The 26049-nt window shown below is 52.3% G+C and carries 27 protein-coding genes; 13 read left to right on the forward strand and 14 right to left on the reverse strand.

The features are described from left to right. Positions 1 to 3 precede the first annotated feature (3 nt). Both CIL02_RS16475 and CIL02_RS15400 read left to right on the forward strand, forming a co-directional pair. The gene (locus CIL02_RS16475; protein WP_170935129.1) at positions 4 to 174 is read left to right on the forward strand and encodes a hypothetical protein; all 171 of its coding nucleotides are present in this window, start codon (positions 4 to 6) and stop codon (positions 172 to 174) included. A 28-nt stretch (positions 175 to 202) separates the two neighbouring features. Next, entirely contained in the window at positions 203 to 2362 is a 2160-nt protein-coding gene (locus CIL02_RS15400; RefSeq protein WP_094403086.1) for a hypothetical protein, read from the forward strand. A gap of 89 nt (positions 2363 to 2451) precedes the next feature. On the opposite strand, the gene CIL02_RS15405 is transcribed toward CIL02_RS15400, so the two are convergent. The 3 genes from CIL02_RS15405 to CIL02_RS15410 form a co-directional block, all read right to left on the reverse strand. After that, positions 2452 to 3699, reverse strand: coding sequence for an aminoacetone oxidase family FAD-binding enzyme (locus CIL02_RS15405; protein WP_371589586.1), 1248 nt, complete (start codon positions 3697 to 3699; stop codon positions 2452 to 2454). After that, the gene (locus CIL02_RS16480; RefSeq protein WP_170935130.1) at positions 3686 to 3847 is read right to left on the reverse strand and encodes a hypothetical protein; all 162 of its coding nucleotides are present in this window, start codon (positions 3845 to 3847) and stop codon (positions 3686 to 3688) included. Before CIL02_RS16480 ends, CIL02_RS15405 begins: the two co-directional genes overlap by 14 nt. 78 nt (positions 3848 to 3925) lie before the next feature. After that, the gene (locus tag CIL02_RS15410; protein WP_094403090.1) at positions 3926 to 4813 is read right to left on the reverse strand and encodes an RluA family pseudouridine synthase; all 888 of its coding nucleotides are present in this window, start codon (positions 4811 to 4813) and stop codon (positions 3926 to 3928) included. A 137-nt stretch (positions 4814 to 4950) separates the two neighbouring features. On the opposite strand from CIL02_RS15410, the gene CIL02_RS15415 reads away from it, so the two are divergent. The 11 genes from CIL02_RS15415 (at position 4951) to lpdA (ending at position 15857) form a co-directional block, all read left to right on the forward strand. Beyond that, positions 4951 to 6156, forward strand: coding sequence for a pyridoxal phosphate-dependent aminotransferase (locus CIL02_RS15415; RefSeq protein ID WP_094403091.1), 1206 nt, complete (start codon positions 4951 to 4953; stop codon positions 6154 to 6156). 29 nt (positions 6157 to 6185) lie between these two features. Continuing rightward, on the forward strand, positions 6186 to 7433 hold the full coding sequence (locus tag CIL02_RS15420; protein ID WP_094403093.1) for an FtsX-like permease family protein: 1248 nt from the start codon (positions 6186 to 6188) through the stop codon (positions 7431 to 7433). A gap of 377 nt (positions 7434 to 7810) precedes the next feature. Then, positions 7811 to 8032 (forward strand): DUF3791 domain-containing protein, encoded by a 222-nt coding sequence (locus CIL02_RS15425; RefSeq protein WP_094403095.1) that lies wholly within the window; start codon positions 7811 to 7813, stop codon positions 8030 to 8032. Next, positions 8029 to 8508, forward strand: a complete 480-nt coding sequence (locus CIL02_RS15430) for a DUF3990 domain-containing protein (protein WP_094403097.1) — start codon at positions 8029 to 8031, stop codon at positions 8506 to 8508. Before CIL02_RS15425 ends, CIL02_RS15430 begins: the two co-directional genes overlap by 4 nt. Beyond that, entirely contained in the window at positions 8505 to 8726 is a 222-nt protein-coding gene (locus tag CIL02_RS15435) for a hypothetical protein (RefSeq protein WP_240513749.1), read from the forward strand. The genes CIL02_RS15430 and CIL02_RS15435 overlap by 4 nt, the downstream gene beginning before the upstream one ends. A gap of 593 nt (positions 8727 to 9319) precedes the next feature. After that, on the forward strand, positions 9320 to 10297 hold the full coding sequence (locus CIL02_RS15440) for a lipoate--protein ligase (RefSeq protein ID WP_094403099.1): 978 nt from the start codon (positions 9320 to 9322) through the stop codon (positions 10295 to 10297). Continuing rightward, entirely contained in the window at positions 10287 to 11381 is a 1095-nt protein-coding gene (gene gcvT / locus CIL02_RS15445) for a glycine cleavage system aminomethyltransferase GcvT (RefSeq protein ID WP_094403101.1), read from the forward strand. Before CIL02_RS15440 ends, gcvT begins: the two co-directional genes overlap by 11 nt. 65 nt (positions 11382 to 11446) lie before the next feature. Next, the gene (gene gcvH, locus CIL02_RS15450; protein WP_094403103.1) at positions 11447 to 11824 is read left to right on the forward strand and encodes a glycine cleavage system protein GcvH; all 378 of its coding nucleotides are present in this window, start codon (positions 11447 to 11449) and stop codon (positions 11822 to 11824) included. A gap of 40 nt (positions 11825 to 11864) precedes the next feature. Then, complete coding sequence (gcvPA, locus tag CIL02_RS15455) at positions 11865 to 13187, forward strand: aminomethyl-transferring glycine dehydrogenase subunit GcvPA (protein WP_094403104.1); 1323 nt, start codon at positions 11865 to 11867, stop codon at positions 13185 to 13187. Further along, positions 13177 to 14565, forward strand: coding sequence for an aminomethyl-transferring glycine dehydrogenase subunit GcvPB (gene gcvPB, locus CIL02_RS15460; protein ID WP_094403106.1), 1389 nt, complete (start codon positions 13177 to 13179; stop codon positions 14563 to 14565). Before gcvPA ends, gcvPB begins: the two co-directional genes overlap by 11 nt. Continuing rightward, positions 14562 to 15857, forward strand: coding sequence for a dihydrolipoyl dehydrogenase (lpdA, locus tag CIL02_RS15465; protein ID WP_094403107.1), 1296 nt, complete (start codon positions 14562 to 14564; stop codon positions 15855 to 15857). The genes gcvPB and lpdA overlap by 4 nt, the downstream gene beginning before the upstream one ends. Positions 15858 to 16087: 230 nt before the next feature. Here lpdA and CIL02_RS15470 read toward each other — a convergent pair whose 3' ends face one another. From CIL02_RS15470 to CIL02_RS15520, 11 genes are all read right to left on the reverse strand, one after another. Continuing rightward, a complete protein-coding gene (locus CIL02_RS15470; protein ID WP_094403109.1) occupies positions 16088 to 16597 on the reverse strand; it encodes a CinA family protein in 510 nt (169 codons plus the stop codon). Between the two features lie 71 nt (positions 16598 to 16668). After that, a complete protein-coding gene (gene tsaD, locus CIL02_RS15475; RefSeq protein WP_094403110.1) occupies positions 16669 to 17697 on the reverse strand; it encodes a tRNA (adenosine(37)-N6)-threonylcarbamoyltransferase complex transferase subunit TsaD in 1029 nt (342 codons plus the stop codon). A gap of 62 nt (positions 17698 to 17759) precedes the next feature. Further along, the gene (gene map / locus CIL02_RS15480; RefSeq protein ID WP_094403112.1) at positions 17760 to 18620 is read right to left on the reverse strand and encodes a type I methionyl aminopeptidase; all 861 of its coding nucleotides are present in this window, start codon (positions 18618 to 18620) and stop codon (positions 17760 to 17762) included. A 9-nt stretch (positions 18621 to 18629) separates the two neighbouring features. Continuing rightward, positions 18630 to 21386, reverse strand: coding sequence for a methionine synthase (metH, locus tag CIL02_RS15485; RefSeq protein ID WP_094403114.1), 2757 nt, complete (start codon positions 21384 to 21386; stop codon positions 18630 to 18632). A 43-nt stretch (positions 21387 to 21429) separates the two neighbouring features. Then, positions 21430 to 21909: an SsrA-binding protein SmpB gene (gene smpB / locus CIL02_RS15490; protein ID WP_094403115.1), complete on the reverse strand. Its 480-nt coding sequence runs from the start codon at positions 21907 to 21909 to the stop codon at positions 21430 to 21432. A 29-nt stretch (positions 21910 to 21938) separates the two neighbouring features. Then, positions 21939 to 22442, reverse strand: a complete 504-nt coding sequence (locus CIL02_RS15495; RefSeq protein WP_094403117.1) for a DMP19 family protein — start codon at positions 22440 to 22442, stop codon at positions 21939 to 21941. 319 nt (positions 22443 to 22761) lie between these two features. Continuing rightward, the gene (locus CIL02_RS15500; protein WP_094403119.1) at positions 22762 to 23277 is read right to left on the reverse strand and encodes a GNAT family N-acetyltransferase; all 516 of its coding nucleotides are present in this window, start codon (positions 23275 to 23277) and stop codon (positions 22762 to 22764) included. Beyond that, positions 23274 to 24464, reverse strand: a complete 1191-nt coding sequence (locus tag CIL02_RS15505; RefSeq protein WP_094403120.1) for a glycosyltransferase family 2 protein — start codon at positions 24462 to 24464, stop codon at positions 23274 to 23276. Before CIL02_RS15505 ends, CIL02_RS15500 begins: the two co-directional genes overlap by 4 nt. A gap of 24 nt (positions 24465 to 24488) precedes the next feature. Beyond that, positions 24489 to 24908, reverse strand: a complete 420-nt coding sequence (locus CIL02_RS15510) for a hypothetical protein (protein ID WP_094403122.1) — start codon at positions 24906 to 24908, stop codon at positions 24489 to 24491. Continuing rightward, on the reverse strand, positions 24905 to 25516 hold the full coding sequence (gene recR, locus CIL02_RS15515) for a recombination mediator RecR (protein ID WP_094403123.1): 612 nt from the start codon (positions 25514 to 25516) through the stop codon (positions 24905 to 24907). Before recR ends, CIL02_RS15510 begins: the two co-directional genes overlap by 4 nt. A gap of 1 nt (position 25517) precedes the next feature. After that, positions 25518 to 26003: an outer membrane beta-barrel protein gene (locus CIL02_RS15520; RefSeq protein WP_094403124.1), complete on the reverse strand. Its 486-nt coding sequence runs from the start codon at positions 26001 to 26003 to the stop codon at positions 25518 to 25520. Positions 26004 to 26049: the final 46 nt, after the last annotated feature.

Genomic DNA, 26049 nt, shown 5'->3' on the forward strand with positions numbered 1-26049 from the left:
ATTATGAAGAAACAATATATAACACCCGAGATACGGGTTACGGAACTGACCGAAAACATGACAATACTTGCAGGCTCTGATACTGGTAACAATGGAAGTTACAGTAAAGAAGATGACGAAGACTTGGGCGCAAAAGAGACCCAACCTGCCAAGTGGCGGTCAGTATGGGACTAATACAACTAACAAATAAAAGTATACTACAATGAAGAAATATATATTAGGTTCGCTTGCAGTGTTAGCCCTTGCGGCATGCAGCAACGATGAGCTGATAACAGATACCGACGTGAAGGAGCCTGTCGTAGAGCAGGACGTGAACACGGTGGAGAGTACTATCGTAGGTGAATACGAACAGCTCGGTGAAGAAGATATGGACAACGGAAACATTATAGAGACTCGTGCCGGCGTGGGTGCCGGCAACGAGGCTCTGTGGTCCAATGGCGATGAACTGTCAATAACCAACGGTACGCTGATGTACAACTACAACGTGACATCAACGAGCAACGATGGCAAGAACGCAGTATTTAAGGTAGAAGGCGACCATAAAGCCCACGTCAGTGAAGACGCTAATAATGATGCCTTCTATGCCATGTACCCTCGTCGTGCCATCACAGAAGCCAATGGAGCAGGTAAATGGAACGGCGCAACAGTAACGGGACAGATATTCGCACAGCAGAGCTATGTTGAAAACATGGGAAAGGCAACAAACGGCAACAATTTCGGTGGCTACTATATATCTACCAAGAAGGCAACCGTAAGAACAGCTAACGGAGAAACAAACCTCGACTTTGAGTTCACTCCCTTAGCATCGGTCATCGACGTTGACCTCAGCGCTACTACAGAAATTGCTGCCGACAACTTTGCTGCCGTATACATCCGCGACCTTAGCGGAGGAACCATAGCAGCTCACTTCTCATACGACTGCGTCTACAAGACTCTTACCACTACCGGCGATGGAGGATGTAACTACAACTATTCGAGCCGCAGCGACGTGATAGAGGTAAACTTCTTCAAAGGCGAGACCGACGGTGTCGTAAGCTACGAGTCTCTCGGCGATGACAAGGTAGTACGCTTCTACCTCCTGCCACAGTTGCTCAACGATGGTATCGAGATTACCATACGTACCAAGGACGGCAACTACTACACCAAGAAGTCGTCAACATCTGTCGGAACTGCCTATGGAGCTGAAGACTTCATGATAACCACTGAAGACACTAACCTCAAAGGCATAGTAAAGCCATTCTACAAGAAATACAAGTTCGGCAGCACAACTACAGCAAGAACAAGTTCGTGGATGGCATGTCTTCCGCAGAATATCTTCTATCGAATGTTGAGTATTCCAGGGTCGCATGATGCCGCTACAAGTTCTGCAAGTGCATTGGGTAAGACCCAGAACAAGACCATAGCAGAACAGTTGTTACTCGGTGTGCGTGCATTCGACCTGCGTCCTTCTGGTAAAGACCCTAATAATCTGGAATTAATGCATGCAAGCATCGGTACAGGTGTGACACTGTCGGCTGCCATTAATGATATGAAGACATATCTTGCAAGCCATCCATCAGAGTGTTTGTTCGCATTTATTCACTGCGAAGAGCCAACGATTGGCTCTGTTTCCGAGAGCGAAAAAACCACATGGAGCAACAACGTCTATAGTCTGGTTAAGGCTGCTGTTGATGACGGTTATGCCTTGGAAGCCTTGACAAGCGGAATAAAATTTAGTCACTGTCGTGGTAAGATAATCTTCATTTATCGCGATGACCTCACTGGAGACAACAAAGTATACAATGCTGCTAAAATACCATGGAACGACAATATCGCACGTACTGTATATCTTCAAGGAACGAATGGTGCTAATTTGACAGATTTCAAGGTGTCTTACCAGGATATATACGATGATGCTGCACTTGGAGAAAGCACAGCAGGACTTTCTGGGTATTTCCAGCAGAAGGGTGGCGTAACTTCGACAACACAAAAAATTGATATGGTAAAGAAATATATTGACTTTGCGGACACAAGCACAGAGCGTATGCTTATCCTTAATTTCGCAAGTTATGCAGGTGGAATATTAAGTAGTGCTGGTGGTAATGCATCATCAATCATGCCTACTGTCAACCAATATATCGTCAGCAAGCATGAGCGTGTGGGTATCATCTTCTCCGACTATGTTGATGTGACCTACGGAGGTTATAACTTCACCACCATCACCATGGCAAACAACTTCAAGCACGTGTTCACAAAGCGTAGCCGTGTGGATGTAATAAAGAATTATAATAGCGGAACATCTAACGGTATCGGAGTCGGTGTAGCCGGCGACGAATACGCAGACGACTCAGAGGTGTTTGCCAAGCCGTTATACAGATATTAAGCATAAGGCGTGGGCATCTTTATGCCTAAACCTTTAGCACTAACCAACGAAGGTATCTCCATACACACGGAGATACCTTCGTTGCTTTGTTAAGGTCGAAGGCTGATGCTCTTTGCCACTACGTACCCCATTGTCCATGCTGCCTGCAGGTTGAAGCCTCCTGTCACGGCATCTACGTCAAGAACCTCGCCAGCGAAATAGAGATTGGGATGATGACGGCATTCAAGGGTTGAGGGGTTGAGGTTTGAGAGAGCGACACCACCACATGTAACAAACTCGTCCTTGGTGCGGCAGCGACCGCTGACGGCATGGATGTCGTTGGTGAGCATGGCCGCCATACGGTTAAGGCCCTTGCTGCCGATTTCCGCCCATCGCATGTCGGGCCGCATCTTACACCTGCCAAGGAGGAACAGCCACAGGCGGCTGTTGAACCTTCTGGAGAAGACACTGTGCAGTTGCTTCTGGGGATTGTCCGCAGCCATTGCCGAGAGCATGCCGGCTACGTCCACCTCGTTGGCATCTCCAAACCAGTTGATGGAAATGTTGGCACGATAGTCATGTTCGGCAAGCCATCTGGCCCCATAGGAAGAAAGTTTCAGGACGGCCGGCCCGCTCAGTCCCCAATGAGTGATGAGCAGAGGACCGGAAGCCCTCATGCGGGTACCGGGAATGGCTACGAAGACATCCCCGACAACAGTACCCGTTAGAGCGGTTATGGGGTCGTTGCCAAGACTAAGGCTGAACAAGGAAGGTACGGGCTCAGAAATGTCGAGACCGAGCGTAGAAAGCATGGAAAGCCCGCTCAGGCGGGGGCTGCCTCCTGTTGTCACCACCACGCAGTCGGCATGCCGGCAACAGCCATTGGTGAACAATATGTCGTAGCCGCCCTCTGCAGACTCCAGTATGGCGTTTGCACGATGACCGGTAAGGATGCCAACACCGCTGTTGCGCATCATGGAGAGCAGTGTGTTGACAATCTGCATGGCATCCTGCGACACCGGGAACACACACTGGTCGTCCTGGGTGACCAGCCTTACGCCTGCCTCCTCAAACCATCTGTAGGCGTCCTCATGGCTAAACTCCTTGAGAAGCCGCTTCATAAGCCTGTGCCCACGCGGGTATACCGACTCGACGCTTCTGACGCCAAGGAACGAATTGGTGAGGTTGCAGCGTCCGCCTCCCGTGACGGCAACTTTTGCCAAGGGTCTCGTACCGCTCTCGAAGACGGTCACCTTGGCCGTTGGCATCATACGCATGATGTTGACGGCGGCAAAGCATCCCGCTGCTCCGGCTCCGATGATGGCTATGTGCATGTACGGTAGGTCAATGAGTGGCAAAACAATAATAGTATATGGCAGCAAGCGCGGCAACGATGGCCAATATGGCCACCGTGCGGAAAAGGCAACTGGCAACCTTCTTGATGATAAAGATGCCGACGATGATGGCAACAAGGATATATATATAATATGTGAAATCGGTATTCATAAATGACAGTAGTAAAAAGGAGTTAAGTGAAGATAAAAGGAGTTAAGTGACAGTTGGGCACAAGCGAGCCTTAAAACCTTACTTGAACAACATTCTGAACTGCGCCGGAATGGGAGTCTCGAACTCCATGCGCCTGCGTGTCACGGGATGGAAGAAGCACAACATGTAGGCATGCAGGCACAGGCGGTGGATGGGGTCGTCGCCGTTGCCGTACTTCACGTCGCCACAAACGGGGTGTCCCATGTCTGCAGAGTGTACCCTGATCTGGTTCTTGCGTCCCGTCTCCAACTTGAACTCTACGAGCGAGTGCTCGGTCGTACGGTCGAGGACGTGGAAATGGGTCACGGCATATTTGCCGCCGTTGTCCACGGGACTGGAGTAGGTTATGTATGCGCTGTTGTCCTTAAGCCAGTTGGCTATGGTACCCTCGTCCTCGACCATCTCTCCGCTCAGCACGGCAACATACCTGCGGTCGTAGACGATATTGTGCCAATCCCTCTCCAGTGCCATCTCCGTCTCCATGTCCTTGGCATAGACCATCAGTCCCGAGGTGTCGCGGTCGAGCCTGTGTACGACATGTGCCGTACACCGCTGCCGGCTGGTCTTGAAATAGTCGTCGAGCACGGCCTTGACGTTAAGCGTCTTGTGACCCGCCGCCATGGAGAGGATGCCGGGATTCTTCTCTACGACCACCAGATAGCGGTCCTCGTAGACTACCTTCACGAAGCGGTTCTTGAACGTGTCGTTCTTCTTGCTGCGCGAGAGGCTTACGGTCATTCCTTTCAGCAAGGGATAGTCGAATTGGGTCACCACCTTTCCGTTGACCTTCACGCCGCGTCCCTTGAGGATATCCTTGAGCTTGTTGCGGCTCATGCCCTGGATATTGGCCATGAGCCATTCGAGCAGGGGGGCGTCCTCGCCAACAGTATACTGAGTATACATGCCCTGCTTGGAATTGTATGTCATCTTCTTATTTCTTTGTTGCATAGTTCCTTGAGGATGCAAAAGTATGAAAATAAATCGAAATAGGCAAAAAAATGACATCAAATGGCAGGATTATTACCATTTATTGTTACCTTTGCAGGACATAACACAATAAGACCATGCCAGAAATATCAGTACGTGGACTCGAAATGCCCGAATCGCCTATCAGGAAGCTCGCCCCGTTGGCAGCCTCGGCCAAGGAGAGAGGCATCAAAGTCTACCATCTAAACATAGGACAGCCCGACCTGCCGACACCGCAGGTGGGACTCGACGCATTGAAGAATGTCGACCGCAACATCCTGGAGTACTCGCCATCGCAGGGCTACCTGTCGTACAGGCAGAAGCTCGTGGGGTACTACCAGAAATACAACATCAACGTCACTGCCGACGACATCATCATCACCTCGGGCGGCTCCGAGGCCGTGCTGTTTGCCTTCATGAGCTGTCTGAACCCCGGTGACGAGATTATCGTCCCCGAGCCTGCCTACGCCAACTACATGGCCTTCGCCATATCGGCCGGCGCCGTGATACGCACCATCGCCACTACCATAGACGAGGGCTTCTCGCTGCCAAAGGTGGAGAAGTTTGAGGAGCTTATCAACGAGCGCACCCGCGCCATTATGATTTGCAACCCCAACAACCCTACGGGTTACCTGTACACACGCAGGGAGATGAACCAGATAAGGGATCTGGTGAAGAAGTACGACCTGTACCTGTTCTCAGACGAGGTTTACAGGGAATATATCTATACCGGCTCGCCATACATCTCTGCCTGCCATCTGGAAGGCATAGAGCAGAACGTCATACTCATCGACTCCGTATCGAAGAGATATTCCGAGTGCGGCATCAGGATTGGCGCGCTGATAACGAAAAACAAGGATGTGAGGGCTGCCGTGATGAAATTCTGTCAGGCAAGGCTCTCGCCACCGCTCATCGGACAGCTCGTCGCCGAGGCCTCGCTCGACGCTCCCGAGGAATACTACCGCGACGTGTATGACGAGTACGTGGAGAGGCGTAAGTGCCTCATCGACGGGCTGAACCGCATACCGGGAGTATACTCTCCCATACCCATGGGGGCATTCTATACCGTTGCCAAGCTGCCCGTAGACGACTCCGAGAAGTTCTGCCGCTGGTGTCTGGAATCATTCAACTACGAGGGCGAGACCGTAATGATGGCTCCCGCCTCGGGCTTCTATACCACTCCCGGCGCGGGCATCAACCAGGTGCGCATAGCCTACGTTCTGAAGAAGGCCGACCTTGAGCGTGCCCTTGTGGTGCTCCGCAAGGCCTTGGAGGCATATCCCGGAAGAAAGGACGAGGATTAATCCACACCACCAAACCATCACCGCCACACATGAACTTCCCCTTATTCATCGCCAAACGCATATTCAACAGTCAGGGCAACGAGCGCAAAGTGTCGCGGCCTGCCATAATGATTGCCACGGCAGGCGTGGCAATAGGACTTGCCGTGATGCTGGTGACCGTGAGCGTGGTGCTGGGCTTCAAGCATACCATCAGAGACAAGGTAATCGGCTTCGGAAGCCACATACAGGTGGCCAACTTCCTCACACAGCAGACATCGTCCACCTACCCCATCGTCATCGACCAGAAGACCCTGAAGACCATAAAGGGCATTCCGGGAGTAACGCATGTGCAGGTGACGGCAACTAAGCAGGGAGTAGGCAAGACCGACTCCGACTTTCTCGGACTGGTGTTCAAGGGTGTGGGCCCCGACTTCGATACTACCTTCATACATCAGAACATTGTTGAAGGCTCCATACCAGCCTTCTCCGACAAGAAGAACACGGGCAAGCTGCTCGTGTCAAAGACGCAGGCCGACAAGCTCGGACTGAAATGCGGAGACAGAATATTCGCCTACTTCATCGACGACAGCGGAGTGAGGACAAGGCGGTTCACCATTGAGGGCATATACAGGACAAACCTCTCGCAATACGACGAGGTGACATGCTTCACGGATATCTATACCGTCAGAAAACTGAACGCATGGGAGGACGACGAGGCTACCAACGCCGAGATTGCCGTCAGCGATTTCGAAAGACTGCAGGAGGTGGAGGACTGTATGATAGACGCCATCAACCGCACTACCGACCGTAAGGGCAACACCTTCTCGGCCATGTCAATAAAGGAGCTGTCGCCACAGATTTTCACATGGCTCGACCTGCTCGACATGAACGTCTGGATAATACTCGCACTGATGACTGCCGTAGCGGGCGTTACAATGATATCCGGACTGCTCATCATCATTCTGGAGCGCACAACCATGATTGGAGTGCTGAAGGCACTTGGCGCACGCAACAATACCATCCGCCGGACATTCCTCTGGTTTGCGGCATTCATCATTGGGCGCGGAATGCTTATAGGCGATGCCATAGGCATAGGACTGCTGCTGTTGCAGAGGGCTACGGGAATGGTCAGTCTCGACCCGCAGACATACTACGTTAGCGAAGTTCCCGTGGAGTTCACCTGGCTGCTCTTTGCACTCATCAACATCGTTACCATGGCCGTATGCATAGCCGTACTCGTAGGCCCCAGCTTCATCATATCTCATATACACCCTGCCAAGTCAATGAGATATGAGTAACTAAATAGGGTGACCAGTTTGTTGTACCCAAAATGGAACTGTTCCTGATTTACTCTGACTACTTGTTCGCAGAAAATATATTGACCAGCACGCGCTGTAAGCGCGACAATTACAAACATGAACTTCAGAATTAGGATATTCATTTTTTGCACAACAAACTGTACACCATAGTTAATAATTCAAAGTCAATTTTAGCAATAATATCATCCTAATATGAATAGACAAGGTGTAATTTCGTAAAAATCAATAAAAAATGATGCCTTCAAATTGTAAACACTTGGTGTATTTGAAATAAATGAGTAACTTTGCTAACAAAGTTACATCAGCCGCGCCATGCCACACGGTATTTGTGCGGACTAAAAGGAAGAGATTTGCTTATGTCACAGCAGGTAATGGACAGGATAGAGTATCTTGTGTTGTTGGTGGCGGAGTTCGCTGCTCACAACAGGATGTCGGAGGCGAAAGCTTACCGATACCTCAATCAGTATGGCGCTTTGGCACTTTGCAACAAGCATTACAACGTGATGCACACGCTATCGGTAGAAGAGAACATCCAGACCTTGCGGGAATATTGTCAAAGGAGGGGCGGAAACCTATGAAACTCTATCATGGCTCAACTGTTGACATCCCTCATGTTGACTTAGCAAAGTCTAAGCCCAACAAGGATTTTGGCAGGGCTTTCTATCTATCGGATGACGAGCAGCAGGCATTGGAGTTGGCACAGTTTCGTGCAGAATTTGAAGAGACCACTCCCATCGTTAATGTGTATGAGTTTGACGAGGCTCTTTTTGAGAAGTTTCAAATCAAGCGGTTTGAGGCTTATACTGAGGAGTGGGCACACTTCATCTATGACCATCGAATAGAACCCAACGGCAGAACTCTACATGATTATGACATCGTGTATGGCCCGATAGCAAACGACCGAATAGGTGCCCAGATTACACGTTACAAACAAGGCTACATTTCCTTTGAGGAATTCCTGAAGCGCATTCAGTATATCAAGGGCATCACATTCCAGTATGCTTTCTGTACACAGAGAGCCATTGACAAACTGATAAAACAAACAAGCAGATGAAGGTATCACAGGCAGAATTTCAGAACATGAAAGAGGAGATAGTCAAAGACCTTATCTCCCGACTGATGGACGAGCGTGGTCTTTCTATGGAGCAGGCCTTTGATGTCGTCTATACCTCACGTTTGTTTGAAAAATTGAATAATCCGAAGACTGGACTTTTCTTTCAGTCCTCTGGCTATGTATATAGTTATCTGGCAGAAGAACTGCAACCTACATAAACCTCAAATCCGCAAGCAATCTCAATGGCAGTAAAGAGCTTGAACACTATGCACCATGATAGTATGAGCGTGAATTTTGTCCGATTTGGGCACACATTCCCCTTACCCCACAATGCGACTTGAGGTAATACGCAGATTAAAACCATAAGGAACGGACGCCAATTGCAAGTCAATATGTCAGTTGGCTGCCATTCAGAAAGTCTGCAATATTCACTTGTAACACACCCAGCATTTTTCCACTGAGCCATGAAACAACCCAGGGTGCCGCTACGCTTTACCCTGGGCTATGTGCTTCTGCGCCTACAGCGCGATAATTACCAACATAAACAATACTCGAATCCCTCAAACACCTCGATAATGGTATCATCAATCACCCCCTCAAACCCCTCGAACCTCAGACCTTCGTCCTTTGACCTTAGCCTTTCGACCTTCGACCTTTGACCTTTGACCTTTGACCTTTGACCTTTGACCTCAGCCCCAACTTAAATAAAAACAAAATAAAAAGGGAATAATTTTGCAATTTCGAAATTATTCCCTATTTTTGTGTCGAATTTACGAGCTTAAAGGAACACCCCCATAACAACAAGACACAAATGATTTACATCGCACTGAAGACAGAGAAACCCAGGAGACTGAGTTTTTATCTGGCAATGGAGGAATACGTTGCACGAAAGCTGAACAGCGACGAGGACTGTTTCTTCATGTGGCAGGTAGAACCAAGCGTCATCTTTGGAAGAAACCAGCTCGTGGAGAACGAGGTAAACCTTGAATACTGCAAGGCCAAGGGCATCAGAACGTACAGGCGTAAGAGCGGCGGCGGCTGTGTATACGCGGACATGAGCAACATAATGTTCTCGTACATCACGCGGAGCGAGAACGTATCGTTGACATTCAACAGATACACCAACATGGTTACGGACATGCTGCGCACACTCGGTGTGCCAGCCGAGGCGTCTGGCCGAAACGACATTATGATTGACGGAAGGAAGGTGTCGGGTAACGCCTTCTACCATATACCCGGCCACTCCATAGTACACGGCACCATGCTCTACGACACCAACATGGAGAATATGGTGGCATCAATAACGCCATCCGACGAGAAGCTCATATCGAAAGGAGTGAAAAGCGTCAGACAGCACATAGCCCTTCTGAAAGACTATATAGACCTCGACATCGAGGCTTTCAAGAGATACATGCGTGAGCACCTATGCACCAGCGAGACCATACTCGACGAGGAGGCCGAGAGGGACATAGAGGACATAGAGAGGGAATATCTCACACAGGAGTTCATCTATGGCAGCAATCCGAGATACACGCAGGTGAACAGGCAGAGAATAGAAGGTGTGGGAGACATAGAGGTGAGGATGGAAATAAAGAACGGCATCATCAAGTCGGTGAACATCCTCGGCGACTATTTCCTGCTTGGCGACCTGAACGCGGAGATTATACAGCCGCTCACAGGACAGCCCCTCGACCATGACAGCATCTTCGCCGCACTGCCCGAACACCCCGAACAGATAATAAGGAATATAACTAAAAACCAATTAACATCTTTAATATATGGAAAATAAAAGAACGTGTCTCTACGACCGGCATGTTGCCCTGGGAGCACTAATCTCTCCCTTCGGAGGCTTTGACATGCCAATACAGTACTCAAACATCATCGACGAACATGAGGCTGTAAGAAAGCACTGCGGAGTGTTCGACGTCAGCCACATGGGCGAGGTGTGGGTGAGCGGGCCCGATGCCGAGCGATATGTAAACCACATCTTCACCAACAATATCGCCGGCGCACCCTTGCACAAGATCTACTACGGCATGATGCTCTACCCCAACGGCGGCACCGTGGACGACCTGCTGGTGTACAAGATGGGTGACAACAAGTTCTTCATCGTCATCAACGCCGCAAACATCGACAAGGACGTGGAGTGGATGATGCAGAATGCCGAGGGCTTCGACGTAACCATAGACCACCGTTCTGACTATTACGGCCAGTTGGCCGTTCAGGGTCCCGAGGCAGAGAAGGTTGTTGAGGAAGTATTGGGACTGGCATGCGCTGAGCTGGCGTTCTATACAGCCAAGACCATAGACACCTGTGGCGAGACCATTATCGTGAGCCGCACGGGCTATACCGGTGAGGACGGATTTGAGATATACGGCTCCCACGACTTTATCGTCGCACAATGGGACAAGCTCATGGAGAGCGGACGCTGCAAGCCGTGCGGCCTGGGCTGCCGCGACACCCTTCGCTTCGAGGTAGGACTGCCCCTGTATGGCGACGAGCTGTCTGCCGACATATCTCCTATCATGGCCGGCCTCGGCTTCTTCTGCAAACTCGACAAAGAGGAATTCATCGGCAAGGAGGCACTTGCTGAGCAGAAGGCCAATGGCGTAGCCAGGAAACTGGTGGGAATAGAGCTGAAGGACAAGGCCATCCCTCGCCACGGATATACCGTCCTCAACGCTCAGGGCGAGCCTGTAGGAGAAATCACCACGGGCTACCACTGCATATCCGTTGACAAGTCAGTGGCCATGGCCCTGGTCGATGCACGATACGCACAACTCGGCACAGAGCTGAAAGTACAGATAAGGAAGAAGGTGTTCGACGGAACCGTCGTAAAGAAGAAGTTCTACGAGAAGCACTACAAGCAGTAGGCGTATAAGTATAAAGGAAAATACATCAACAACAATAAGAACAAATATAAAAAAGTAACAACACTATGGCAAAAGTAATTGAAGGACTCTACTATAGCGAGTCACACGAGTATGTAAAAGTTGAGGGCGAGTACGGTTATATCGGCATTACCGACTATGCCCAGCACGAGTTGGGAAACGTCGTATACGTGGACATGCCCGACGTTGACGACGAGGTCAGCGCAGGCGAGGAGTTCGGAGCCGTAGAGAGTGTGAAGGCCGCCAGCGACCTCAACTCTCCCGTAAGCGGCACCGTGGTCGAGGTGAACAGCGCACTTGAGGACGAGCCCGAGCTGCTCAACAGCGATGCCTTCGGCAACTGGATTATAAAGGTCCGTATCGAGAACCCCGACGAGCTGCAGTCGCTCATGAGCGCAAGCGAGTACGAGGCTATCTGCAAATAACGGCCAGACAACGTCATCACACATTCAACAAAATTTCATTATCCACATGAAATATTTTCCACATACCGCCGGGGATGTCAGCGAAATGCTCGAACGCTGCGGGGCAGACACCCTCGACGGCCTGTATGCCGACATACCCGAAGGCATAAGGTTTAAGGGCGACTACGACATACCGTCGTCAATGAGCGAGCAGGAGATAAGACTGTTCTTCGACCAGCTCGCCAAACAGAACAGGCAGCTGACATGCTTTGCCGGAGCTGGTGTCTACGACCACTACGTGCCCGCACTCATACCACAGATAGCAGGCAGAAGCGAATTCCTTACAAGCTACACACCATATCAGGCAGAAATATCGCAGGGCACCCTGCACTACATCTTCGAATACCAGAGCATGATGGCAGAGCTTACCGGCATGGACATCTCCAACGCCTCGCTATACGATGGAGCGACAGCTACAGCAGAGGCAGCAATGATGGCATGTGCCGCAACCAAGAAATGCGATACCGTGCTGCTTTCCGAAACCGTTGACCCGAAGGTGGCTGAGGTTGTCGACACCTATGCCCACTTCCACGGCATGAGGATTGTGCGCATACCAGAAAGCGACGGAACCACAGACTTCGTACAAATGGGCAACCTGCTCGACAATGGCGGCGTGGCTGGTGTCATCGTTCAGCAACCCAACCGCTACGGCATCGTTGAGGACCTGCAGGGAGTGGCCGACAGCTGCCACGCACATAAGGCACTGTTGATTATGAACTCCATAGCTGCCGACCTCGCCGTGCTGAAGACTCCGGGAGAATGGGGCGCAGACATTGCCGTAGGCGAAGGACAGTCACTCGGAATACCTATGTCATGGGGCGGACCGTATATAGGATATATGTGTACCACCGAGAAACTCATGCGCAAGATGCCCGGACGAATAGTCGGAAAGACCCAGGACAGCAACGGCCAGCGAGCATTCGTGCTGACCCTGCAGGCCCGCGAGCAGCACATCCGCCGTCAGAAGGCAACGTCAAACATCTGCAGCAACCAGTCGCTCATGGCACTATGGGTAACCATCTACATGGCCACCATGGGCAAGAAAGGACTCAGGGAGGCCGCGCAGATGTCGTGCGACGCTGCCCACTATCTCGCAGAGGCGCTTTGCGGCGACCCGAGGTTCACACTCACCTACGACAAGCCATTCTTCAACGAGTTCTGTGTTACCTACGACGGCAACCTTGACGAGCTCCTTGCCAAGCTCGCCGGCAACGGCATCTTCGGCGGAGTGAAGGTTGCTGACAACGTGCTCATGATAGCCGTTACCGAGAAGCGCACCAAGGAAGAAATTGACCAACTAATAAGCCTCTGCCATGAACAATAAGATATACGACAAGCTCATATTCGAGCTATCAAAGGAAGGTAGGCAGGCATACTCTCTGCCACAGAACAAGTTTGGACATTGCCAGCTGCCACAGCAGCTGCTCAGACAACAGGCCGCCGATCTGCCCGAGGTTGATGAGCTTACGGTAGTAAGGCACTACACCAACCACAGCGGCAACAACTTCGGTGTTGACAACGGCTTCTATCCTCTTGGCAGCTGCACCATGAAGTATAATCCCAAAATCAATGAGGAAATAGCCGCCATGCCGGCTTTTGCCAACCTCCATCCCCTGCAGCCCGCCGACACCGTCAGGGGCGCACAGCAGGCCCACGACACTCTGCGCAAGTGTCTGGCTGCCCTCACCGGACTCCATGACTTCACCCTAAAGCCCTGCGCAGGCGCCCACGGCGAGCTTACCGGCCTGATGATTATCCGCGCATACCACGAGGCCAATGGTGACACACGCCGTACCAAGGTCATCGTTCCCGACTCTGCCCACGGCACCAATCCAGCCTCGGCAGCCGTCTGCGGTCTTGACATCATAGAGGTGAAGAGCACAGCCGAGGGAATTGTGGACGTAGAGGACCTTAAAGGACTGCTTGACGACAGCGTGGCAGCGATGATGATGACAAACCCCAATACCCTGGGACTCTTCGAGAGGCAGATACCGGAGATAGCACAGCTCGTTCACGACTGCGGAGCACTGATGTACTACGATGGCGCCAACCTCAACCCCATGCTGGGCGTATGCCGTCCCGGCGACATGGGATTCGACGTCATGCATATCAATCTCCACAAGACATTCTCCACTCCTCACGGAGGTGGTGGCCCGGGCAGCGGACCGGTTGGCGTAAGGGAGGGACTGGAGAAATTCTTCCCTCAGGTGAACCCCTACCACGGCAACTTTGCCGTAGAGCTGCGTGCCCTTACCTACATCCTCACTCTTGGCAAGGAGAATATCAGGATGGTTGGACCGCTCGCTACCCTCAACGCCAACTACATCAAGGAGAGCCTCAAGGACCTCTACGAGCTGCCCATAGGCGGAATGTGCATGCACGAGTTCGTATTCAACGGACTGAAGGACAAGTCCACAGGAGTGACAACCATGGATGTGGCCAAGCGACTTCTCGACTACGGCTACCATGCCCCAACCATCTACTTCCCTCTGCTCTTCCATGAGTCCATGATGATAGAGCCTACGGAAAACGAAAGCCGTGAGACCATCGACGCGTTCATCGACGTTATGAGAACCATAGCCCGCGAGGCTGCCGAGACACCCGAAATTGTCAAGGGTGCCCCCCACTCCACTCCGATAACACGCATTAACGACGTGCTCGCAGCCAAGACACCAGTACTCACCTACAAGCAGATGAAATGAAGACAGACCTCCTTATTATAGGTAGCGGACCCGGCGGCTATCGTGCCGCCGGCTACGCTGCCCGCAACGGACTTAGCGTGGTTGTGGCAGAGCGCGACCAGGCTGGTGGCACATGTCTCAACGCAGGGTGCATACCAACGAAATGCCTTGCCCACGACGCATCTGCCGCACCCTCAGACTTTGCTTCAGCCATGGAGCGCAAGGCATTGGTTACACAGCAGTTACGCACAGGCGTTGAACAACTGCTTTCAGCCCCAGGCATCACTCTTGTCAAGGGACAGGCAGCATTTACCGATGAGCACACTGTTACCATTGGCGACACCATCGTAGAGGCAGACAACATCATCATAGCCACAGGGTCAGAATCGAGGATGCCTCCCATCACAGGCATCGACAATCCAAGGGTTATAACATCCACCGAGGCACTGCAACTGCAATCCCTCCCAGAGACCATGGTCATCGTCGGTGCAGGAGTCATTGGCATGGAGTTCGCCTCCATCCTGGCACGCTTCGGCAGCAAGGTTACAGTAATCGAATACCTCAAGGAATGTCTTCCGATGTTCGACAAGGACATTGCCAAGCGCCTCCGCAAGGCCATTGAGAAACAGGGTGTGACGTTCTTCATGGACTCAGCGGTCAGCGAGATTACAGACGAGGAAGTAATATTCAAGTCCAACAAGACCGGGGCGGAGACAAGACTTCCTTGCGCCGGAGCCCCCGTACTGATAGCCACAGGCCGCAAGCCGTCCGTAGAGGGACTGAACCTTGAGGCCGCTGTAGTAGACTACGACGCTAAGGGCATAAAGACTGACGACTGCCTGCGCACAAGCCAGCCACACATCTACGCCATAGGCGATGTCACGGGCAAGCAGATGCTTGCGCACGCCGCCACAGCAATGGGCTTCCGCGCCGTAAACACCATCCTTGGCAAGAGCGACAAGATAAGGCTCGACATCATGCCATCGGCAGTGTTCACCTACCCTGAGGCAGCAACAGTGGGACTGAGCGAGGACGCATGCAAGCAGCTCGGCAAGCCATGCAAATGCCTGAAGGGCTACCACAGGGCCAACGGCAAGGCACTTGCCATAGCAGAGCCGGAAGGAATGGTGAAGATTACAGCAGACACCGACGGCACGATACTCGGATGCACCGCCTACGGCGCGCACTCGGCAGACATGGTGCAGGAAATAGCGGCACTGATGAACTGCAACGCCACCACAGATGACCTTGCAAGCATCATACACATACACCCCACTCTGTCTGAGATATTGCAGGATATGTGTCTGGGATAAAACAGGAAAAGGTACTAAGCAACATGCGTTGTAAGCGCAAAAGCATTGATATTTCTTCGTATCCCGTTCAGCCTTGGCTGAGCGCAATGTAAAGAAGCATAATAATTGAAGGTGTGTTCTATAAAACCATATCGTTTATAGAACACACCTCAAAAGAAAATAGTCACACCCAAAAGAAAATAGTTACACTCAAAATGTATAACAGAATATTCTTTAGGCTGTTCCCTCTCTTATTCCTCGTTTTCCAGACAGTTTTTCTCCTTAATGTATTCCAGGAAGAGTCTGAGTGCCGTAGAGGCAGCAGCAGCGAGGTTTCTGTCTCTGCCGTTGTCCTCGGTGAGCTTGACTGTACGTATATCGTCAGGTTCGCCATAAGCTATCCATATCGTTCCGACAGGAATTTCCGATGTTCCACCGCCTGGGCCTGCAATACCTGTCACAGCGACAGCATAATCGCAGTTAAGGGCGTGGCAAGCACCTGCAACCATCTGCTTGGCAACAATTTCTGAAACAGCGGTATGCTCACGTATTGCCTCGGGGTCTACGTTGAGCAAGTTTTGCTTCACCTCGTCGGTGTAGCATACTATACCGCCCTTGAAATAGTTGGATGCCCCTGGTGCGGCAATGATTGTCTGAGCTAAGCGGCCTCCCGTGCAGCTCTCGGCTGTACCGATGGTCTTGCCGTTATCGTAAAGAGCCTGCAGCAGCTCGCGGCTGATAATTTTGCTTTGTAAATCCATATTTATGTATATATTATTTTAAACTTCGCAAGTAGTAAAGAGGAGATAAATGACGGTTCAATAAATACTCGTCACTCAAACGTCACCTTCGAGAATGCAGGCTTGCTGATGGGGCAGAAATCAGAGTCCAGATATTTGTAATATCCCGTTATGCCAATCATGGCGGCGTTGTCCGTAGTGTAGCTGAACTTCGGGATGTATATTGTCCAGTGATACCTGCGTGCATAATCGGCAAAGGCTGCCCGCAGTCCGTTGTTGGCACTGACGCCTCCTGCGACGGCAACATGGCTGATGCCTGTCTGCTTTGCCGCCAAGCGCAGCTTCTTCATAAGGATGTCGACAATAGTGTGCTCCAGACTGGCCGCGATGTCCTCCTTGTGGTTCTCTATGAAGTCGGGCTCCTGTGCCACCCACTTTCGCAGGCTGTATAGGAACGAGGTCTTCAGGCCGGAGAAGGAATAGTCGAGTCCGGGGATGTGGGGCTGTGCGAACTGGTAGGCGTTGGGATTGCCCTGGCGTGCGAGCCTGTCGATGATAGGGCCTCCAGGATAGCCGAGTCCCATGACCTTGGAGCACTTGTCGATGGCTTCGCCTGCAGCATCGTCGATGGTCTGTCCGAGCACCTGCATGTCGTTGTATGCGTTTACGCGTACAATCTGCGAGTTTCCTCCGCTGACAAGCAGGCAGAGGAATGGGAATGGCGGTGCGGAACGGTCATCGTCTGACTCTTTGATGAAATGGGCCATGACATGTCCCTGTAGGTGGTTGACATCGATGAGGGGTATGCCGAGGCCACGTGCGAAGCCCTTTGCAAAGCTCACACCGACAAGCAGCGAGCCCATGAGTCCCGGGCCACGGGTGAAGGCAACGGCAGAGAGCTGCTCCTTGGTGATGCCGGCACGGCGAATGGCCTGGTCGACGACTGGCACGACATTCTGCTGATGGGCGCGTGATGCCAGCTCTGGCACTACGCCTCCATAGGCCATGTGAACATCCTGCGAGGCTGTAACATTGCTGAGCAGCACTCCGTTGCGTAGGACGGCGGCGCTTGTGTCGTCGCAGCTGCTCTCAATGCCAAGTATATATATATCTTTTTCCATTTAAGCTGTTTTTTTTGGTCGAAGGACTAAGGACTAAAGTCGAAGGTCGAAGGTCGAGGGTCTCAATACGTCAGTATCTCCACTCCGTGCTCTGTCATCACGAAGGTATGCTCCCATTGTGCTGACGGTTTCTCGTCGCCTGTTATGACTTCCCATCCATATTCGTCCTCCGCATCTATGAAGACCTTCCATGTTCCCATATTTACCATTGGCTCAATGGTGAACACCATGCCCGGTACAAGAAGCATGCCCGTACCGCGGTGACCGTAGTGGACAATATCCGGTTCCTCATGGAATTTCATTCCCACACCATGGCCACAGAGGTCGCGCACAATGCCGTAATGGTATTTGTCGGCATGCTTCTGTATGGCGTGGCCAATGTCACCGACAAAGCAGAAGGGCTTGGCAGCCTCGGCGCCAATCTCGAGACACTCCTTGGCAACCCTTACGAGCTGTTCTTTCTCTGGTGTTGTCTTGCCAATGATGAACATGCGTGAGGCATCGGCATAGTAGCCGTCGAGAATGGTTGTGAAGTCTACGTTGACGATGTCGCCTTCCTGCAGGATGTCCGTTTCCTTGGGTATGCCATGACACACCACCTCGTTGATGCTGGTGCATACACTCTTGGGGAAGCCCTCGTAGTTGAGGCAGGCTGGCGTGGCGCCATGTGACGTGCAGTAGTCGTAGCATATCTTGTCTATCTCCAAGGTATTCATACCCGGATGTATGTGTGCTGCCACCTCGTCCAGCACTCCCGTGTTGACGATACCGGCTTTCCTTATTCCCTCTATTTGCTCTGGTGTCTTGATAAGGTCACGTGTGGGCACCAGCTTGCCCTTGTTTTCCCAGTACATCACTTGCTTGTCAAGTTCTGTAATGGGCTGGCCAGAAAGGCAATGCCATCTTTTCTTCTTCAGTTGCATATATGTGTGTTATTTAAACAAATCCAGCTTGTTATTCCTTGCTTCACTGATGGTTGCGAGCTTTTGCTGTTCGGAGTGGTAATTCCTCCGCAACATTTCGTAGCGGGCCCGGAGTTGGCTGACGTAGTTGGGACACTCGGCCGCGTTGAGCAGACGGGCGAGAACCACTACGTTCTGTGCGGCATCTTTCACCCACACCACAGGGCCGCTGTAGACGGGTGCTATCTTCAGGGCGGCATGCATCTCGCTGGTTGTGGCTCCACCCACGATGACGGGGATGCGCAGTCCGGCCTTCTGCATCTCGGCGGCCACGTGTACCATCTCGTCGAGCGACGGAGTGATAAGTCCGCTGAGTGCTACGGCATCGGCATTAGTCTCTATGGCCTTGGCTACTATCTGGCTTGCAGGCACCATTGTTCCGAGATCTGTCACCTCGTAGTTATTGCATGCCATGACAACTCCGACGATGTTCTTGCCAATGTCATGAACGTCACCCTTCACTGTAGCCATGACCACGCGTCCTGCAGTCGCGGTCTTGCCCTGGCCCGATGCCTCGATATGTGGACGCAACAGTGCCACGGCCTGCTTCATGGTGCGTGCGGTCTTCACGACCTGCGGCAGGAACATCTTGCCTTGGCCGAAGAGCTCGCCAACCTCGTTCATGCCGTCCATGAGCGGTCCCTCGATGATGTCAACGGCCTGCGGATAAACGCCAAGAGCCTCGTTGATATCATCGGCGAGGCATGACGAGATACCCTTGCGCAGGGCATAGGTAAGGCGGTCGTGGAGAGGCAGTCCGCGCCACTCCTCGTCCTTGTGCTGTGCAGGCTTTCCGCCTGTGGCGTCCTTGGCGGCCTGCGCCTCGGCAGCCATACGGGCAGCGACCTCGGTGAGTTCCTCGGATGCTCCCTTGCGGCGGTTAAGGACGACATCCTCAATGAGCTCAAGCAAGTCGGAGGGGATATCGCCGTAAGTGACTTTAGTGGCAGGGTTGACAATGCCGAAGTCCATGCCGTTGGCTGTGGCATGATATAGGAATACGGCATGCATGGCCTCGCGTATGTAGTTATTGCCACGGAAAGAGAACGACAGATTGCTCACGCCGCCGCTTACATGGGCACCAGGGAGGTTCTGCCTGATCCAGCGTGTGGCCCTTATGAAGTCTATGGCATAGTCATCATGCTCCTCCATGCCTGTAGCAATGGCAAGGATATTGGGGTCGAAGATAATGTCGAGAGGGTTCATGCCTACCCTGCGTGTAAGAATGTCATATGCACGACGGGCTATGGCTATACGCCTATCGTAGGTGGTAGCCTGTCCCTCCTCGTCGAAGCACATCACGACGACAGCAGCTCCATGACTCATTATATCCCGCGCATGGGAGACAAAGGTCTCCTCGCCCTCCTTCAGGGATATGGAGTTTACGATACACTTTCCCTGAGCACACTTCAGGCCTGCCATTATGACCTCCCACTTGCTGGAGTCTATCATTATGGGCACTTTGGCAATCTCCGGCTCAGAGGCCACCATATTGAGGAATGTCACCATCTCAGCCTTGGCATCGAGCAATCCGTCGTCCATGTTGATGTCGATGACCATTGCTCCATCCTCCACCTGCCGGCGCGCGATGTCGAGAGCCTCCTCGTAGCATTTCTGGCTTATAAGCCTCAGGAACTTCCTTGAGCCCGCAACATTGCATCGCTCGCCCACGTTGACGAAGCGCACGTCGCTGCTGACGTCGAGCATCTCCAGTCCGCTGAGCCATAGCGTTGTCGGCTTCGGCTTCGGCGTGTGTGGCTGCTTGCCACGTGCCATGACGGCATAGCGGCGTATGAACTCATCGGTGGTGCCGCAGCAGCCGCCGATGATGTTCACCAGTCCCGAGTCAATTAGCGCGGCAATCTGCGGAGCTATGCTCTCTGCCGTCTCGTCATACTGTCCCAGCTCGTTGGGCAGTCCGGCATTAGGATAAGCGGAGATATAATAAGGTGCCTTTGCGGCAAGCTCCTCTATGTATGGACGCATCTGGCTGGCACCAAACGAGCAGTTTAGGCCAACAGAGAAAATACCCAGCGAGCTGACACTGGCAAGGAAGGCGTCGAGGGTCTGACCGCTCAGTGTGCGGCCTGCAAGGTCGCTTACCGTCACGCTGAGCATAACAGGCAGTTCGATGCCGCGACGGCGCATCACCGTTTGGCAAGCCTCTATGGCAGCCTTGGCATTAAGGGTATCGAAAATTGTCTCTATAAGGAAGGCGTCCACGCCTCCCTCGGCAAGTGCGTCGGCCTGCTCTATATATGCCTCAAGCATGTCATCGTAGGTGATGTCGCGTGCCGCGGGATTTGACACGTCGGGGCTGATAGAGCATGTCTTGTTGGTTGGGCCAATACTTCCGGCAACGAAACGTGGCCAGTCTGAGCTACTGAAGGCATCGGCAGCCTGACGTGCGAGACGGGCACCGGCAAGCGCCATCTCCCGGCTATAGTCCTCAAGAGCATAGTCGGCCTGTGATATGCGTTGCGACGAAAAGGTATTGGTCTCGATGATATCCGCGCCAGCAGCAAGGTAGCGGTTATGGATGTCAAGGATGACATCCGGCCGGGTGATGCTGAGAACATCGTTGTTGCCCTTGAGCTGTCCGCGCAGGCTTACGAAGCGTTGACCGCGGAAATCGTCCTCCGAGAGCCCGTAACCCTGTATCATCGTCCCCATGGCTCCGTCGAGCACGAGTATCTTTTTGGTAATCTGTTCCTGAATTGTGGTCATGTTGTCTTACATTTAGGTGGGTTATATTATTTTTCCACCTTACTCAATAATGCTTCATTGCCCTGTCCATTTCTCTCCGGTCTTCCTTTGCCTTGAGCGTCTGGCGCTTGTCAAACACCTTCTTTCCACGGCACAGTGCAATATCCATCTTTGCCCTGCCATGGTCATCGATGAAGACAAGGGTTGGGACAATGGTAAAGCCGGGCGCCTTGGTATCTTCGAAGAGATGCCTTATCTCACGCTTGGTGAGCAGCAGCTTGCGGTCGCGCTTGGCCTCGTGGTTGGCATAGCTGCCATAGAAATATGGCGATATGTTCATGCCCTTCACCCACATCTCGCCCTTGACAATGTAGCAATATGTGTCTACAAGTGAGGCCTTGCCCATGCGTATGGACTTTATCTCGGTACCCGTAAGCTGTATGCCAGCCGTATAGGTATCGATGAAGTTGTACTCGAACGAGGCTTTCTTGTTTCTTATCTGTACGGGGCTTTTCTTTCTAAGCTCCAAGTCATTCTTGTTCATCTGCGTAAGTGATATGGTTCCCTTGGGAACTATTCGACAATGGTGGCGAAATTCTCGATATGCTCGTCTACATAGTGCGCCACACAGGATGTAAACTCCTCCTCGCCCTCGACGAAGGCGTCGTCGTAGCGGTCGAAGTCGGGAAATTTCTCGAACAGCGCCATGAACTCCTCATCAGAGCAGTCGGCCTCAATAGCCTCACCATACTTCTTATACAGCTTGTGGCAGCCGTTGATGATGGTGGGTAGCCCCTCTACTCCCCACTCCCTCATGGCGCGTGCAAAAGGATTATAGAAGATAAATCCGCCCAGACCATTGTGTATGAGCTGTATGAAGCCGCCGTCCATAACCTCCTCGTGAAGGTAATGGTAGGCAAGCAACGTCGTCTGGTCAGCGTTGAGCAAGGGCATAGTCTTAGCGTTGAGCTCGCCGCCAATGGCATCAAGGATGGCATTGACAAAAACCCCGATGAACTCGTCCATACCCTCAAGGGCAGCCTGCGCCAGTGAGGCGTCTTTTATCTTGATTTCCATAAACAAACATCTTTTATATACCTGAATTGTCGAATATCATGGAGCGGACAGCCGCTTGGCAATGTGCCAGAGGGCATGCCGTTACCCGATACTTGCGTGCAAAGATACAACAAATAATGCGAACGGCAACATAAATGCCTGCGATTTCTGACGTTATTTAAACTTCGCAAGTAGTAAAAAGGAGAAAAATGAAGACAAGAGGAGATAAATGACGTATGTTTTAAGCCATGCTTTTACCATTGCCTTCGTCGATTCTTTAGCTGCACTCGGCATAGCTCAAACAAGTTTGGCTCTGCTCTCGTTTGCAAAAGAATTGCCCTCAGAGCATCTTGCACAGCATCACGGCATCCTCGTAGCCATGCTCTCCATGCAGCCATTCGCGAAGGCGGCAGCTCTCGTCGAACGCCAGCTTGTCGAACAATCGCACGCAAGCAGTATTGCTGACAGGCACTATTGCGTACAGCTGATGCAGATGGAGTATGGAGCGCGCATAGCTGATGAGCTGCGTCAAGGCTGCAACAGCATATCCCGAACGGCGGTAGCGGTCGAGTATTACTATGCCTATCTCCGCACGGCCATGGCGCGGGTCAAAACTGACAAGGTCGGCAATGCCCACCGTCTCACCACTCCCGTTGTCTACCATGAGCCGCAACTGCCGGTCCGCATATATGTCAGAGGCGGTATTGGCTATATAGTCGCGGAGGACATAACGGGAATAGGGAACATTGGTGGCGCCAACATTCCATTCAGACACAGTGTTCTCTATTGTATAGAGTATCTCCAGATCCTCCGGCTCCAGAGCACGGAGCTTTACCGTTGGCAAGCCGCTGCTCATCTTATCACCTCCTCCTTAGTAATTATCACGCCATCATCGGGATAGAAAAATCCCATCTCGACATTGTCCATCGGATGACTGGCAAAGAGTCTGAAGATATGCGCATAGTTGTATACGGTGGTATCGTAGACAGCATAGGTGAGTATATCGGGACGCTCGTGGATGTCAGCGACATGTCCGTCGGGCAACGTATCGGCACTGACAAAACGGGCCTGAAGACCATGGGATGCGGCGATGTCACGGCATGCCTCCAAGGAACTGCCAGCGCCATAGAAGACATAGCACGGCATCTTACGTCGGTTGCGTCCCACGAAGCCCAGACTGCGCCTGACCATATCGGCCTGTATCTGAAGCAACGCTCCTGCGGCCTTGAGGCAGATGGCGGCTTTTATCGGGAAGCTCAGCAGCAGCGACATGTGGCCATAATGCTTGCGGAAGAAGATAAGCATGGCCTCGTAGAACACATGGACATAACGGAACGATGACTTATGGGTACTCTCGCCCTTATAGTGCAGGATGGTAGAGGGGATATACCAGTTCTCGTACCCTCCCTTGCACAGGCGGTAACTAAGGTCGATATCCTCGCCATACATGAAGAAGTCCTCGTCGAGGAGTCCTATGCTGTCGAGTGCCTCACGCCGCAACATGCAGAAGGCTCCGCTGATGACATCTATGCGCACGGGCTCATCCCACGGCAGGAAGCCGAGATAGTAGCGGCCAAAGCGTCTGCTCTTGGGGAAGCGCGAGCACAGGCCGGTCATCTTGTAGAACGAGGTCATGGGGGTGGGCAGACCGCGGCGTGACTCCATGGCCACCTCACCATTGACGTTGAGCATCCTGAGGCCGAGACCGCCACAGCGCGGATGGGCATCCATGAAAGAGAGACAGGCTGACAGTACATCCTCGCCGACTATGGTGTCGGGATTGAGCAGCAGGACATACTCGCCTGTTGTCGCCTTGATGGCGATGTTGTTGGCTCGGGCAAAACCGAGATTGTGGTTGCTGGCAACAACCTTGACGGAAGGGAACCGTTTGCGGAGAAACTCCACAGTGCCATCCTGTGAGTGGTTGTCGACAACGGTGATGTCGGCATCCACCCCACCCTGTGAGCGCAGTACGGAAGTGATGCACTGCGCCACGTAGTACTTTACATTATAGCTTACTATGACTATTGACAGTTTTGGCATTTATGGAAGACCTCAATTATGATGCTATTGTGTGATATCGCCTACACAGCGCTCCTTGGAGGGATAAACAAAGAACAGTGAAAGAAACAGTATGATGGCCAGATAGCCGAGCGACGGCAACATATATATATAATATAATAAGGTGTCGGCCACCATGGGCAGAGCCATCATCAGTATGCGCACCAGGCCAAGGCGCAGCAACGCATTCTCACGGCCTGCCACAAGCCTGCGTCTCACGGCTCTCATACGGAACAGGTACAGGGCGGTGGGGACAGCAATGATGGCGAGCAGCTCCATGGCAGAGAGCACATAGAACTCCTCCACATACTGTCCGGCACGCCCTCCTGGCAGGAGCGCACCGCTCTCAAAGAGCGCAATCAGCACAAGGCATACGGCCATGGGCACGAGAAATGCCACACGGAGCAACAATATAGTTCTCTTCATATCTCAAAAGGGGTACGTTTCAATATTGACCGACCGAGCGTAACCTCATCGGCATACTCAAGCTCGTTGCCTACGGCGATGCCACGGGCAATGACGCTCAGCCGCACATCGTAGCCGCGCAGACGGCGCGAGATGTAGAAGTTTGTGGTGTCGCCCTCCATCGTCGGACTGAGGGCGAGTATGACCTCCGTCACTCCTCCCTCGGCAACACGGCTCACAAGGGAGTCTATCTCAATGTCGGCAGGACCAATGCCGTCCATAGGCGACAGTATTCCACCAAGAACATGGTATAGCCCATGGTACTGCATGGTGTTCTCGATGGCCATCACGTCGCGGATATTCTCAACCACACACACCAAAGAGCTGTCGCGGCGGCTATCCGCGCAGATGGGGCACAACTCGCTGTCGCTGACGTTATGGCAAACGCGGCAATACCTCACGTCACGCTTCATCGTGGTGATGGCATCGGTAAACGAGGCCACGTCAGCATCGGGTTGCTTGAGCAGATGAAGGACAAGGCGCAAGGCTGTCTTGCGCCCAATACCGGGCAGCTTGGCAAACTCGCCTACCGCCTTGTCCAGCAACAATGATGAATACTGCCGCTCCATCCTACAGGTAGACGCCTACGCCAATGCGGAAACCGATGGTGGAGAAATCGGAATGGTTCTTGAACGACTGGTCGTAGTAGATTGACGGCTCTACGGTGACTGTACGGCTAAGGAAGAAAGCGTACCCGACCTCCACACCCGGGAGCACGTCGTTGTAGTTGCTGGAGTGAACATACTTGACACCTCCGCCGAGGAAGATGCCGTTCTGGACAATGTAATACCTTCCGCCGACTCCTGCCGACACGTAGTCGGAGGTACCCTTCTGTCCACTGTGATTGTATGAAGCGTGTCCCAACAGCATGACATTGTCTTCTACAAGATAACCAGCCTTGAGATCAACGTCGAGCGACAGGTCTTTCACGCCGCTGTAGTTCAGGTCCAAGCCAGACAGGGAAGCACCAAAATAAAACTTATCAGCCTCGAACTGTGCTCGTGCGGTGATAGAGGTGAGGACAGCGAGCATTGCGACAATAATCTTCTTTCTCATAGTTGTAAGTTGTTTAACTGTTTCTATATATAACACTAATACTCTG

This window comes from Prevotella sp. P3-122, assembly GCF_002251365.1.
Taxonomy (GTDB): domain Bacteria; phylum Bacteroidota; class Bacteroidia; order Bacteroidales; family Bacteroidaceae; genus Prevotella.